At 31.2% G+C, this 13870-nt stretch carries 11 protein-coding genes and 1 riboswitch; all 11 genes read right to left on the bottom strand.

Annotated features, from left to right (window positions below; genetic code table 11):
• Positions 1-58 precede the first annotated feature (58 nt).
• The 11 genes from purH to B5E58_RS02370 all read right to left on the bottom strand — a co-directional run bounded on the left by purH (position 59) and on the right by B5E58_RS02370 (position 13865).
• Positions 59-1615, bottom strand: a complete 1557-nt coding sequence (gene purH / locus B5E58_RS02420) for a bifunctional phosphoribosylaminoimidazolecarboxamide formyltransferase/IMP cyclohydrolase (RefSeq protein ID WP_330395597.1) — start codon at positions 1613-1615, stop codon at positions 59-61.
• 62 nt (positions 1616-1677) lie between these two features.
• Positions 1678-1756, bottom strand: a riboswitch (ZMP/ZTP riboswitch).
• Positions 1757-1826: 70 nt separating this feature from the next.
• Positions 1827-2609, bottom strand: a complete 783-nt coding sequence (locus B5E58_RS02415; RefSeq protein WP_088108095.1) for a TrmH family RNA methyltransferase — start codon at positions 2607-2609, stop codon at positions 1827-1829.
• A gap of 4 nt (positions 2610-2613) precedes the next feature.
• Positions 2614-3282, bottom strand: a complete 669-nt coding sequence (locus B5E58_RS02410; protein WP_088108094.1) for a potassium channel family protein — start codon at positions 3280-3282, stop codon at positions 2614-2616.
• Between the two features lie 16 nt (positions 3283-3298).
• The gene (locus B5E58_RS02405; RefSeq protein ID WP_242956575.1) at positions 3299-4702 is read right to left on the bottom strand and encodes a TrkH family potassium uptake protein; all 1404 of its coding nucleotides are present in this window, start codon (positions 4700-4702) and stop codon (positions 3299-3301) included.
• 146 nt (positions 4703-4848) lie between these two features.
• Positions 4849-5709: a prolipoprotein diacylglyceryl transferase gene (gene lgt / locus B5E58_RS02400; protein ID WP_088108092.1), complete on the bottom strand. Its 861-nt coding sequence runs from the start codon at positions 5707-5709 to the stop codon at positions 4849-4851.
• 13 nt (positions 5710-5722) lie between these two features.
• The gene (gene yfmH, locus B5E58_RS02395; RefSeq protein ID WP_088108091.1) at positions 5723-6997 is read right to left on the bottom strand and encodes an EF-P 5-aminopentanol modification-associated protein YfmH; all 1275 of its coding nucleotides are present in this window, start codon (positions 6995-6997) and stop codon (positions 5723-5725) included.
• 10 nt (positions 6998-7007) lie between these two features.
• Positions 7008-8228 (bottom strand): EF-P 5-aminopentanol modification-associated protein YfmF, encoded by a 1221-nt coding sequence (gene yfmF / locus B5E58_RS02390; RefSeq protein ID WP_088108090.1) that lies wholly within the window; start codon positions 8226-8228, stop codon positions 7008-7010.
• Between the two features lie 106 nt (positions 8229-8334).
• On the bottom strand, positions 8335-9528 hold the full coding sequence (locus B5E58_RS02385) for a coenzyme F420-0:L-glutamate ligase (protein WP_088108089.1): 1194 nt from the start codon (positions 9526-9528) through the stop codon (positions 8335-8337).
• A gap of 156 nt (positions 9529-9684) precedes the next feature.
• Complete coding sequence (locus tag B5E58_RS02380; RefSeq protein ID WP_088108088.1) at positions 9685-10788, bottom strand: SLC13 family permease; 1104 nt, start codon at positions 10786-10788, stop codon at positions 9685-9687.
• Positions 10789-10851: 63 nt separating this feature from the next.
• Positions 10852-12501 carry a putative manganese-dependent inorganic diphosphatase gene (locus B5E58_RS02375; RefSeq protein WP_088108087.1) on the bottom strand — a complete coding sequence of 550 codons (1650 nt, stop codon included), beginning with the start codon at positions 12499-12501 and terminating at the stop codon, positions 10852-10854.
• 161 nt (positions 12502-12662) lie between these two features.
• On the bottom strand, positions 12663-13865 hold the full coding sequence (locus B5E58_RS02370; RefSeq protein WP_088108086.1) for a vWA domain-containing protein: 1203 nt from the start codon (positions 13863-13865) through the stop codon (positions 12663-12665).
• Between the last annotated feature and the right edge of the window lie 5 nt (positions 13866-13870).

Raw genomic sequence — 13870 nt, 5'->3', positions numbered from 1 at the left:
TAAGGGGAGTATTTTGTGGGTGTACATATTACTATTTTATTTTAAAACGCTAAGTAAATTAGTGTCTAAAATGACGCATTCCTGTAAATACCATTGCAATACCGGCTTCATCACAAGCATCAATAGATGCCTGGTCTTTTATTGAACCGCCCGGCTGAATGATAGCTGTAATTCCGGCTTTTGCACATTCCTCAACACAATCTGGGAATGGGAAGAAGGCATCAGAAGCAAGAGCAGCACCTTTTACAGTATCAGCTCCAAGGTGGTCTATACCATGCTCAATAGCCTGTTTACAAGCCCATATTCTATTAACCTGTCCAGGTCCAATTCCTACGGACTGTTTATCTTTTCCTATTGCAATACCGTTTGATTTTGTATATTTAACCATTTTCCAAGCAAAAAGGAGGTCTTCCATTTCTTTTTCAGTTGGTTTTCTCTTTGTAACAACTTTAAGTTCTTCTTCATGGAGAAGTTCGTTGTCAATATCCTGTATAAGTATACCACCTGATACTTTTTTAATATCAATAGAGCCTTTAGGCTGTTTTTTGTCAATACCTTCAAGAGTTAAAAGACGGATATTCTTTTTCTGTTCAAGAACTTCAAGAGCCTCTTTTGAGAATGAAGGAGCAAGAACTATCTCAACAAATATTTTGTTGATTTCTTCTGCTGTTGCTTTGTCAATTTCTCTATTTGCAACTATAATTCCACCGAATATAGATACAGGGTCAGAATTATATGCTTTAACATAAGCCTCGTGGATTGTTTCAGCACTAGCAACACCACAAGGATTTGAATGTTTACAAGCAACTATTGTAGGCTCTGTATATTCTTTTAAAAGCTCTAAAGCTCCGTTTGTATCATTTATGTTATTGAATGAAAGTTCTTTACCGTGAAGCTGAACAGCATTTGTAAGCATTCCCTCACCTGCTCCAACTTCTTTATAGAAAGCTGCTTTCTGATGTGGATTTTCACCGTAACGCATTTCCTGTACTTTTTCATATGTAAGGCTTATTGTATCTGGGAACTGTTCAATTCCAGCAGCTTTTTTCATATAGTCAGCTATAAGGCTGTCATAATGTGATGTGTGCATAAATACCTTTGCAGAAAGGTAGAATTTTGTATCAATAGAAATATCTCCTGTTTCTTTTATTTCAGATATAATTTTGTCATAGTCTTTAGGGTCTATAACAACAGCTACGTCTTGATAATTTTTAGCAGCAGCTCTTATCATTGTAGGACCACCGATGTCAATATTTTCAATAGCTTCTTCTCTTGTAACACCTGGTTTTAATATAGTCTGTTTAAAAGGATAAAGATTTACAACAACCATATCAATAGTATCTATTCCAAGTTCTTTAATCTGTCTCATGTGTTCTTCATTTCCTCTTATAGCAAGAACACCAGCATGAATTGATGGATGGAGAGTTTTTACACGACCATCAAGGCACTCTGGAAAACCTGTTACATCAGAAATTCCTATAACTTTTAATCCAGCTTCCTCAAGTGCTTTATGAGTACCACCTGTTGAAATTATTTCATATCCTAAATTTGTAAGTTCCTTTGCAAAATCAATAATACCTGTTTTGTCTGATACACTAATTAATGCACGTTTCACTTTTTTTCCTCCTTTAATTAAAAAACAAAAACCGCCTGAGCAAAATTCTGTCATAGAAAACACAAAATTGCCCAGGCGGTCGGCTTTAAAACACTGCACTCCCTTGTAGTTAATCTACTTCCGCCAGTCATGCAGTTAAAATGCTCTGTTAAATTAATTACACATATATATTATAGCCTAATTGTAATTAAGTCAAGAAAAATATTTTAAATTATATTATTCTCTGTCTCACAACTTCATACATAAGTATTCCGGCAGCCATAGAAGCATTTAAAGACTCGGCTTGTCCTGGTATAGGCAGTTTTACAAGGTCATCACATAAAGATGTAGCTTTATAAGAAAGCCCCCTTGCCTCATTTCCTATAAAAAACGCTGTACCCTTTTTTAAATCGAGGCTATAAGGATATTTTTCACCTTTAAGATGTGCCGCATAAATTGATATATTATTTTCTTTTAAAAGCTCCACTGTTTCAGCCACATCACAGTTTTGAAAAATATTTATATGAAATATAGCTCCCATTGTTGAGCGAAGTACCTTTGGATTATAAAGGTCAACACTTCCCTTTGTGAGAAAAATTCCATCAGCTCCTGCCGCATCAGCAGTTCTTATTATAGTTCCCAAATTTCCTGGGTCATTAAGTTCTTCAGCAATAATATAAAATCCATTTTCTTTTTTGTTTGATACAACATCTTTAGGATTTTTTTCAAATTTTTCACAGACAGCCAATATTCCCTGAGGATTTTCAGTGTCTGCACAAAATTTAAACACATTATCACTTAAAACAAAAACTGAAGCTCTATTCTCAAATTTTTCAATATCATTATTTTTATAATAACTTTCAGAAACAGCAAACATATCAACTTTAATACTCTGTGGAATTTCCAAAATAAATCTTTCTCCCTCAACGACAAAAAGACCTGTTTTGTCTCTATCTTTTTTATTTTTTAAACTTTCTATTTTTTTTACTATTTTATTCTGTCTACTCTCTATCAAAAAATCACCTTATACTTTTCTTTTCCATAAAATCTTGTATAATACTATTCTCTCCAAGGACAATAACTATATCTTCTTCCTCAAAAACATAAGTTGCAGAAGGAGTAACTTCAACTTTTCCACCATGTTTTATAGCAACAATATTAAGACCATATTTTGCACGAACCTCACAGCCGGCTATTGTTTTTCCTATCCAATCTTTATTAGGAGGTATCTCCGCTATACCAAACTCATCGGAAAGCTCCATAAATTCAAAAAAGTTTCCATAAAGAAGGCTGTTTGCAACCCTTACGCCCATTTCTCTTTCTGGGAATATAACTCTATCAGCACCTATTTTCTGAAGAACCTTTTTAGACCTTTCATCTTGTGCCTTAGCTACAATATATTTAACTCCTGCTTCCTTTGCTATAAGTGTAGCCATTACACTGGCTTCAAGTTTACTTCCTATGGCTATTATAGCAACATCAAAATTACCTATTCCAAGAGATTTCAAAGCAATCTCATCTGTCATATCAGCTTTTACAGCATGAGTAACAAACTCAAGAGCATTTTGAACAACCTCTGCATTATTATCTACTGCAAGAACATCAAAACCTTTATCAGAAAGAGTTTTTGCAACACTCATTCCAAATCTTCCAAGTCCCAAAACTATAAACTGATTATTCAATTTCATAATGTTTCCTCCAAAATTATCCTACCATTATACCTTCTTCAGGATATTCTACATGTTCAATATAATTATTCTGTTTTCTTGCAAGCCCTATAATAATTGATATAGGTCCTATTCTTCCCATAAACATGGCAAGAGATATAATAAGTTTTCCAACAACTGAAAGATATGGTGTTATACCTGTTGTTATACCAACAGTTCCAAGGGCTGATGTTGTCTCAAAAAGAAGGTCAATAAATTCATAACCAATATCCATTCCCTTTTCAGTTATAGTTAGAACCATTGTAACACCTATAACTGTTGCAAAACTTATAAGAAATACTGCAAGAGATTTCTGTATTATACCTAAAGGAACTTTTCTTCCCCATATATTTGTTGTAATACTTCCTCTTGCAACAGAAATAACAGTTATCAAAAGAACAGCTATTGTAGATGTTTTTACACCGCCGGCTGTACCTGCTGGTGAACCACCTATAAACATAAGTATTATACTTAAAAATTTTGATGCATATGTCATGTCAGCCTGTGATATAGAATTAAATCCGGCAGTTCTCAAAGTTACAGACTGCATAAATGAAGCTGTAATTTTTCCACCAAAACCAAGGCTTCCTAATGTCTGTGGGTTTCCATATTCAAATAAAAATATTAAAAAAGCTCCTCCCAATATTAAAATCGGTGTAAACACAAGTACAACCTTACTATGAAGTGAAAATTTTGAACAAGCAGTTTTAAATGATAATTTATTATTTCGCTTTAACTTAATAACTTTTATTATATCAATCCAAACTGTAAATCCAAGACCACCAATTATTATAAGACTCATTATAATTAAATTTAAGTAAACATCTGAAACATAAGGTGTAAGACTTGCATCACCTATAATATCAAATCCAGCATTACAAAAAGCTGAAACCGAGTGGAAAAATCCCATTCCAATTCCTCTTATAACACCAAACTTTGGAACAAACTCTATTGAAAGTAACATTGCTCCAAGACACTCAATTATAAGAGTTCCTTTAAGTATACTTTTTACAAGTTTAACCATTCCAGCCATAGTATCTTGATTTAAAGACTCTTGTATTACCATTCTTTCTTTTAATGTTATTTTTCTTTTCCTCATGATAAAAAACATTGTAATAACAGTCATAAAACCAAGACCGCCAATTTGTATAAGAAATATTATAACAAACTTGCCAAATACAGTCCAATGTTCAAGGGTATTAACAACAACAAGACCTGTAACACAGACAGCAGATGTTGCAGTAAAAAGAGCATCTACAATGCCTATACTCTCTCCGTTTTTACTTGCTATTGGAAGATTTAACAAAAATGTTCCTATACAGACAACGGCAAAAAATCCTAGTATAACAATTCTTGTAGGATTTAGTTTAAAAAAATTATTTTTCTTACCAATACTCTCCATAACCAAAATCTCCATTTTAAATTTTATATAATAATTGTGATTATAGCATAAAAATATATTAAATCAATAGAATAATATAAACTTTTAATATACAAAACTTTAATGTTTAATTATAGGACAATATAAAAAGACGGATTGCTCCGTCTTTAAATTGTTTTTGTTTTTTTATTTCTCAAATAAATTATAACTATACCAACAACTATCAAAAATGCTGATAAAAGTTGTGAAACAGGTATACCTGTTGAACCTATTATAAGCTGGTCTGTTCTAAGTCCCTCAATCCATACTCTGCCCAAGGCATATCCTATAATATAAAGTCCAAATATTTCGCCGTCAAATTTCTTTTTTCTTTTCAAAACCATAAGTATTATAAAAACACAAAGGTTCCAAAAAGACTCATACAAAAATGTAGGCTGCACCTGTATATATTCAACACCATTTATATTTACAACTTTATCTAAAACACTTTGAGATATATTAGAAACTTGGTCTTTCATATAACGCATGGCAAAGAGACCATCTGTGTATCCACCAAAAGCCTCTCTGTTAAAAAAGTTTCCCCATCGTCCTATAATCTGACCTAAAAGCAAACTAGGAGCTGCTGTATCAGCAAAAAGCCAAAAATTTAATTTTTTTGCTTTTGTATAGAAATATGCAGTTAATACTCCTCCTATTATACCACCATATATGGCAAGTCCTCCATTTCTTATAGCAAATATCTCTGATAAATGTTGACTGTAATAGTCCCAAGAGAATATTACATAATAAAGTCTTGCACATATAACACAAACAACTATTGCTATCATTGTGAAATCCATATAGTTTTCAGGATTTTGATTTGTTCTTTTAGCCTCATAAAGAGCAAGAAACAGCGATAAAATTATACCTGTACCTATTATTACGCCATACCAGTAGACATCTATACCAAATATACTAAAGGCTACATTACTAAGCTCCTTTATCTGTATCCCCAGATTAGGAAACCATATTTCAGGCATATCCCCCATTATTAAATTCCTCCTATTCTAAAGGTTTTACAACAGACAAAACCATGTTTTTACTGTCAAAACCTTTGTTTAAAACCCCACTGACAAAATTTATATCTATGTCGGAAATAGCATCATAAACTTCTGAAATATCAGTATTTTTAACAGCAAAATTAATCTGTGCTATTACAATAGCATCAACAGAGTTTAAACCTCTTATAAATCTTCCCTTATGTTTTTCTTTTATTCTCTCAAAAACTTCTGATGAAAGACCATTTCTCTGTACTTGTTTAAATTTTTCTGCTATAAGTTCCGCTATATCCTCAGGATTTTCACATTTTCCTGTAATAACAAAAAATGCAAACTCTTTACCTGAAACAAAATCAATTCCAAGACTTTCTTTTAGTATTCCTTTATTATACAGATTTTCATAAAACTCAGAGCTTTCTCCAAAAAGTATATCTCCGCCAATTTTTAAAGCAAAAGAAGTTTTTAAATCACTTTCAAAAAAACTCTTAGGCAATTTAAAACCAACACTGAAAACAGTTTCTTTTATGTCCATCTGTACCATAGAATATTTTTGTACTATATCACAGGGTTCATCATCATATACGGATTTAACTTGCTTTTTACTGTTAAAACCTTTAAACTCATTTTTAATTAAATCAAAAAGTTCATTTTCATCAAAATCCCCTGCACATATAACAGCCATATTATCAGCAGTATAAAATGAATTATAGCATTTATTAAGCATATTTTCATCTATTTTTTCAACAGTGTCACAAGTTCCTGCTATTTTATTTTTTATACTGTGGTTGTGATACATTATATTTAACATCTCATAATATACACGCCAATCAGCATTATCATCATACATTGTTATTTCTTGTTTTATAATACTTTTTTCAGACTCCACATTTTCATTTGTAAAATATGGAGTTTTGACCATATTTATAAGTATTTTTACATTATCATAAAAATTTTCTGAACAATTAAAATAGTAAACCGTTTTTTCAAAATCAGTAAAAGCATTGGCAGAAGCACCATTTTTTGAAAATAGTGTAAAAACATCACCCTCAGGATTTGCAAAAAGTTTATGTTCTATAAAGTGGGCTGTTCCTGACTGGGAATTATATATTTTTCCATTATCATAAAAATTCATATCATTAGCACCATAAAAAAACACTATGGCACACTCTTTATTTACATAGTCTTTTTTAGGTATTAAATAACATTTAATTCCACTTTCTTTATCAGAAATAAATATTTTTTCTTTTATAACAGAATTCTTTTTCAAAACAGATGACATAAAATTCCTCCTATTCTCTACCTGAAATAAAATACACGGTGTCAGGTTTAATTTTTTTACCTACTTTTGTAATTTCATTTTTTGTACAGTTATCAATCATTTTTACATAATCATCTATTGAATAATTTTCATCAATTATTATATTGTCAAGTATACTGTCACAAATAAGAGGAATACTATCTTTTTTATCTATAAAATATTTTATAACTGATTTTTTAGCTGATTTTATTTCATCATCAGTAATATTATTTATCATATCTTTTATAGTTGTCTCTATGGTTTCAACGGTTTTATCATAACTTTCAATATCAATTCCAGCCTGCACCATAACAACACCTTTAAACTTATAAACAAAAGAGTTTATATAATAACAGAGACCTTCTTTCTCTCTAACACTAGCAAAAAGTCTTGAGTCAGCACTTCCTCCCAATATCTCACTAAATATTAAAAGGGGTATTATTTCTTTATCTTTAAATGTTATACCTGTTTTAAATCCCATACAAAGTTTACCTTGTTTTATATCTGCAACCTCTGTAACTTCATTTATTTTGTCTCTGTATTTTTCATTTTTTTTATTAAAATTACTTTTTCTGAATATAACATCAGAGAAATTTCCCCTAAGATAATTTTTTATTTCTTCTTCATTTACATTTCCTGAAACTATAATTTCAAAAGGACAGTTTTTAATTATATATTTATAATAATCAAAAAGTTCTGAAGATGTTATTTTCTCTGTACTTCTTAAATATCCTGTACAATCCAATCCAAAACCTTCATGACCATACATTTCTTCTACACATCTGTCAATGGCATATTCATTCATATTATCTCTTTTTGACTTTATTTCATTTAAAAGTCTGTTTTTTTCTCTGTCAAAGACATAAATATCAAACTTATTTTCATTTACAAAAGGTTTATATATTATTTCTCTCAAAAATTCAAATTCTTCAAAAAGGTTACTTTGTTCTATACACAATGTTTCCATATAAAAAAGTATAATATGCTCATCACCCTTTTTTATAACAGAAACATCAAAAACAGCACCTTTCATATTTTCCAATCTCTCCATAATATCTCTTTTTGTTCTGTATTTATCACATGAAACTGAAAATATTTTTGCCAAAAGGGCATTTTTTGAAACTTCATCATATTCAGGTTTAGTTCTTATAGCTATTGTTATCAAAGCTGTTTTAAATTTATTTGTATTAAAAAATTGGGCAATATTATTCATTTTACACCTCACAATAGAAATAAAATATATTTTTATACTACCCTCTTTTTTATTAAAAATACAAAAAAGCCTTTGAACAAAATGTCCAAAGGCTTAATATTATTTATTATTCATTTACGTAGTTATCAAAGTATCCCTGTACAAGAATGATAGGTGTACCTTTGTCACCACTTCCGCTTGTAAGGTCACAGAGTGAACCTATAAGGTCTGTAAGTCTTCTTGGAGTTGTTCCCTGAGAAGCCATGTTTCCTTTAAGGTCAGCATCTTTCTTTGTGATAGCTTCTGAAATTGCTTTTTTAAGTTCCTCACCTTTAAGGTCAGCAAAATCATTGTCAGCAAGATATTTAAGTTTAAGTTCGTTTGGAGTTCCTTCAAGTCCATCTGTATATCCAGGTGAAACAACAGGGTCAGCAAGCTCCCAAATTTTTCCTACTGGATCTTTGAAAGCACCGTCTCCATAAACCATAACTTCAATATGTTTTCCTGTTTTTTCAATAAGTTCTTTCTGAATTCTATCAACAAGAGCTTTACAATCTCTAGGGAATAATTTTACTGTATCCTCTGTTGATTTGTTTGAACCTAAAAGACCATACTGGTCATTGTATCCACTTCCGTCAATAGAAGCTGTCATTATTTCGTCCATACCATAAACTATTTTAGCTCCTGCTTTTTTGAGAAGTCTCTTTGTTCTTACTCTTGTGTGGATATCACAGTTAAGAACACAGTCTGTATAATTAAGTATAGCTGTTGGGTTGTTTGCAAAAACAACTTCAACTTCTGCACCACATTCTTTTATAAGTGATGAGTAGTATTCGATATAGTCAACACCTGTAAATACGTGTACAGGGTTTCCAAATTTTTCTCTGAAATCAGCTTCTGTTAAAACATCTGTCCAAGGATTTACTCCCTTTTCGTCAAGTAAATCATAATCTATAAAATGGTTTCCAACTTCGTCTGAAGGGTAGCTGAACATAAGAACTATTTTTTTAGCTCCCTTTGCAATACCTCTAAGGCATATAGCAAATCTGTTTCTACTTAAAATAGGGAAAATAACACCGATTGTGTTGTCGCTATATTTGCTTGCAACGTCTTTTGCAATAGCGTCAACTGAAGCATAGTTACCCTGTGCTCTTGCAACAATTGACTCTGTAAGTGCAACAACGTCTTTATCATGAAGCTCAATATTTTCAACTTTTGAAGCTTCAAGTACTGTATCAACTACGATTGACGCAATGTCATCACCTTCATGAATAATTGGTGCTCTTAATCCTCTGGAAACTGTTCCTACCATTCTTCCCATAACCGTTTTCTCCTTCTTAAAATAAAATTTATTTTTTATAAAATTAATTAAAATTCACCGATAATTGCCCGTTTTATCGATATAATTATATTATAATGTATTAAAATTTATAAGTAAACTACAATTTACTTACACTTTATATAAGCAAAACTTATATTATAAAAATATGTATGTAAAAACTATTATCACTATCAAAAATACTATATTATATAATGTAAATTTTTTCATATATAATCCCTTATCACTGCCATCACACTGGCTATATATCTTAAATGATATTAAACTGGCAAGAGAAGCAACTAAAGTTCCAAGACCACCTATATTTGTACCCTGCAATAAAGCTACATAATCTGATGTGAAACCAGAAAGCATAAGAGCTGTTGGAACATTACTTATAAACTGGCTTAAAACAACAGCTGAAATCATTTCCCTTCCATTTATAACTGCATTTACACTATTTTTTATAATTTCAATTCTTCCCATATTTCCAACAAATATAAAGAAAAATACAAATGTCAAAAGAAGACTAAAATCTATTTCTTTTATTATTTTTCTATCGTAAACTATAAATCCAAAAAGAACAATAAAAAACATTATTCTATAATCTATTAAATTAAAAACTGTAAAAAGACATATAACAAAAAATACTGTAAATACAGCAACTCTGTTTTTATCAATATCATTCTTTTTAGTATCTTTATGTTCTATTTTTTCACCCTTCATAAATAACATTGTAATAAGTATCAAAATAAAACTTAAAACACTTATAGGGATAACTATTGAAAAAAATTCACCTGTCCCAACACCATAATAAGAATATAAATAAAGATTTTGAGGATTTCCAACAGGTGTAACCATACTTCCAAGGTTAGCAGCAATAGTCTGCATAACAATAACAAAAATAATTTTATCTTTATACTTTTCTCCAAGAACAGCTATTGAAAGTGGAACAAAAGTTATAAGAGAAACATCATTAGTTATGAACATTGATGAAAAAAAACAAAGCATAACAAGTATTATTGATATATGTTTTATATCTTCAGCCTTTGATATAAGTTCAACTGATACTCTCTCAAAAAAACCTGCTTTTTTGATACCTGCAACAACTCCCATAAGACAAAAAAGAAGTGCAAGAACTTTAAGGTCAATATATTCTATATAATGTTTATCAGGAATTACAAAAAACATTGATATAATAGCAAGTATTCCCGAACAACAAAGAACAGTCTCCCTCTTAAAAAAATCTTTTATAAACCCCATTATTATCCCCCTTACGCACAAAAATTCCAACGGAACAAGTCCGTTGGAATTATAAAAATTTTATTATTCGTTTCTCATTGCAACCATAAGTTTTGGTATAAGCTGTTTCTTTCTTGAAACAACACCCTCAAGAATAGCTGAATTATCTACAACTTCTTTCTTGAATGCTTTATTTACATACATAGCTGCATCATCACCTATCATTATAAGGTGTGTTGATTCATCAACTATATTTGTAAGCATAAAGAACATCATATCCACGCCCTGTGAAGCAAAAGTCTTTTCCATATAAGAAAGGAGTTTTGGTTTTATTACATCAAATACTCTTGAGTTCATAGAGCTTATCTGTCCAACACCAAATGTTATGCTATCAGCAGTAAATTTCTTGTAATCCTGATAGAATATTTCTTCAGGTGATTTTTCTGCAAGATTACTTCCAGCGTCAAACATTTCCTCTGCAAATGATACAATATCAATTCCTGCAATCTCTGCAAGTCTTTCAGCAGCATTTTTATCAACAGCTGTACAAGTAGGTGAACGGAACATTAATGTGTCTGATATAATTGCAGCACAGAGAAGCCCAGCAATTTTAGGCTCTATCTCAACACCATTTTCACCATACATAAGATAAACTATTGTAGCTGTACAACCTAAAGGCTGATTTCTGAAATATACAGGAGACATTGTCTCAAGGCTACCAATTCTGTGGTGGTCGATGATTTCAAGTATATCAGCATTATCAAGACCATCAACAGCCTGTGATTTTTCATTATGGTCAACAAGAATTACTTTCTTTTTGTCCAAATCAAGAAGAGACCTTCTTGAAATCATACCATAATATTTTCCTTCATTATCAAGAACAGGGAAGTCTCTGTGTCTAACTTTACCCATAATCTGTTTAACTTCCTCTGTGAAGTCCTCTGTCTTGAAAGTTATAAGATTTTTTGTTTTCATGAAGTAACGAATAGGTGTACTTTGATTTATAAGTCTTGCAGCAGTATAAGTATCGTGAGGTGTTGTTATAATAGCACAACCTCTTTCCTGAGCAAGTTTTGTTATAGTATGTGTAACAGGTGAGCCTGTACAAATAATAAGGCAACCTGCACCCATTTCTATGGCACAGAGCTGATTGTCATATCTGTTACCAAGTATTACTATATCTCCCTCATCAACATATGTTTCAAGGAGGTCAGGATTTGCAGCAGCAATAAGGATTTTACCTTTTTCAATTACTGTATTTTCGTCTCCAACAACAATTTCACCTTCAAGAGTCTCAACAACATTTTTATATAATGTTTTTGATGTTGAAAGTATTGTATTATCAAAAATATCCATGTTAGCTGTTGCAAGGTCTTTGATTGATATTATACCAACAAGTTCATCAACATTATCTGTAACAGGAAGTGTTGATACTCCTAAATCTCTCATAAGTGTCCATGCTTTTTTAAGTGAATACTCACTAGCAACACCCTGAGTTTTTCTCATGTTTATATCTTTAACCTGATTTCCAGCATCTGTAACGTATTCAGGTATATCGACATTAAATCTTTTGAGAACATATTCTGTCTCACTGTTAATCTGACCAGCTCTACAAGCAACAAAATCCTGGTCAGGTTTTATTTTGTTTTTAAGGTTTGCATAAGAAATTGCTGAACATATAGAGTCCGTATCAGGATTTTTATGTCCAATAACGATTATACTATCTTTTTTCATATAATAAATTCCCCTTTCACTATATTTTTCACCTTCTCGATATTTAAAGTATACAGAAACAAAAAAGATTTATCAATGGAATTTTACAGAAAAATTTAAACATCATCATAATTAATCACAGTGCTTAAAATTTTAATTAATTTATAGTTAATTTTACTGTATTATTTTGATGCAATAAGTTTTTTGAGGGCATATTCCATACGACTTACAGTAAGTTCATACATATCAACTTCCTTTGAAATCATTCTTATTGTGTCATAACCATAAGTGTGTATCCATCTATTTTCTGCAATAGGATTAAGCCAAACAACATTTTTATATTTATTTTTAAATTTTCTTATCCATTCTATGCCTGGCTCCTCATTAAATACACCATAATAATAATTTCCGCCTACACTTAAAAGCTCTGTTGGTGACATGGCAGCATCTCCAACAAATATTATTTTATAATCTTTATTAAGATTTCTTAAAACCCAGTTTGTCTCAACACTTTTATCATATCTACATTCTGGTGTTGTATAAAGCTGGTCATATATACAGTTATGGAAATAATATATTTTCAAATCTTTAAAATGGTTTGATTTACTTACAGCCTGAAAAAGAGCACTACACATTTGACTGTATCTATGCATAGAACCACCAGAGTCAAAAAGTACAACTAATTTAACTGTATTCTGTCTTGGTCTATCGAAAACAAGTTTAAGTCTTCCAGCATTATCACAAGTTTTCTGTATAGTTTTTTCAACGTCCAATTCAGTTTTAGGTCCTTCAACACGGCTTGAAAACTGTCTAAGTCTTCTAAAGGCAACTTGAAGTTGTCTTGTGTCAAGTATATTATCATCTCTAAAATCTCTGTAATTGTGCTCTCCTGCCATCTGTAATGCAGAGCGAAGCCTTCCTTCTCCCCCAACACGTATACCCTTAGGACTGTAACCGGAATGTCCCATTGTAGAGCCTCCACCTGTACCAATCCAATATATACCACCGTCATGTCTCTCTTTCTGTTCTTCAAGACGCTCTCTCAAAAGTCTTTGAAGGTCTTCAAGGGTAAGATTTCCATTTCTAAGGTCTGCTGCCAACTTATCAAAATCCTCAGCCATAGCCTTTGGATTTTCCAAAAAGTCATAAATCTCTTTTGGTATTTCATCAAATTTTTTAATATCTTTAAAATAATCAGCAAAAGCAGTATCAAACTTGTCAAACTCGCTTTCACTTCTCACAACAATAGCTCTACAAACATGATAAAATTCTGTAAGGCTTGATTTACAAAGACCTTTTCTCAAAGCCTCCATAACTGTAAGCCATTCATTTACAGAAACATCAAGACCTGTATCTCTAAGTTTATAAAAAAAGTCTATAAACATCAAAA

The sequence above is a fragment of the Tyzzerella sp. An114 genome (assembly GCF_002161055.1).
In the GTDB taxonomy this organism is placed as follows: domain Bacteria; phylum Bacillota; class Clostridia; order Lachnospirales; family Anaerotignaceae; genus Fimicola; species Fimicola cottocaccae.
The sequence above is the reverse complement of the archived record's forward strand: the minus strand, read 5'-3'. Positions and strand labels throughout refer to the sequence as shown.

Coding starts and splice junctions, on each gene's coding strand:
- B5E58_RS02410 (WP_088108094.1), bottom strand. CDS start 3,282: ATGAAATTGAATAATCAGTTTATAGTTTTGGGACTTGGAAGATTTGGA.
- B5E58_RS02375 (WP_088108087.1), bottom strand. CDS start 12,501: ATGAAAAAAGATAGTATAATCGTTATTGGACATAAAAATCCTGATACG.
- yfmH (WP_088108091.1), bottom strand. CDS start 6,997: ATGTCATCTGTTTTGAAAAAGAATTCTGTTATAAAAGAAAAAATATTT.
- B5E58_RS02380 (WP_088108088.1), bottom strand. CDS start 10,788: ATGGGGTTTATAAAAGATTTTTTTAAGAGGGAGACTGTTCTTTGTTGT.
- B5E58_RS02385 (WP_088108089.1), bottom strand. CDS start 9,528: ATGGGAAGAATGGTAGGAACAGTTTCCAGAGGATTAAGAGCACCAATT.
- yfmF (WP_088108090.1), bottom strand. CDS start 8,228: ATGAATAATATTGCCCAATTTTTTAATACAAATAAATTTAAAACAGCT.
- lgt (WP_088108092.1), bottom strand. CDS start 5,709: ATGGGGGATATGCCTGAAATATGGTTTCCTAATCTGGGGATACAGATA.
- B5E58_RS02370 (WP_088108086.1), bottom strand. CDS start 13,865: ATGTTTATAGACTTTTTTTATAAACTTAGAGATACAGGTCTTGATGTT.
- B5E58_RS02405 (WP_242956575.1), bottom strand. CDS start 4,702: ATGGAGAGTATTGGTAAGAAAAATAATTTTTTTAAACTAAATCCTACA.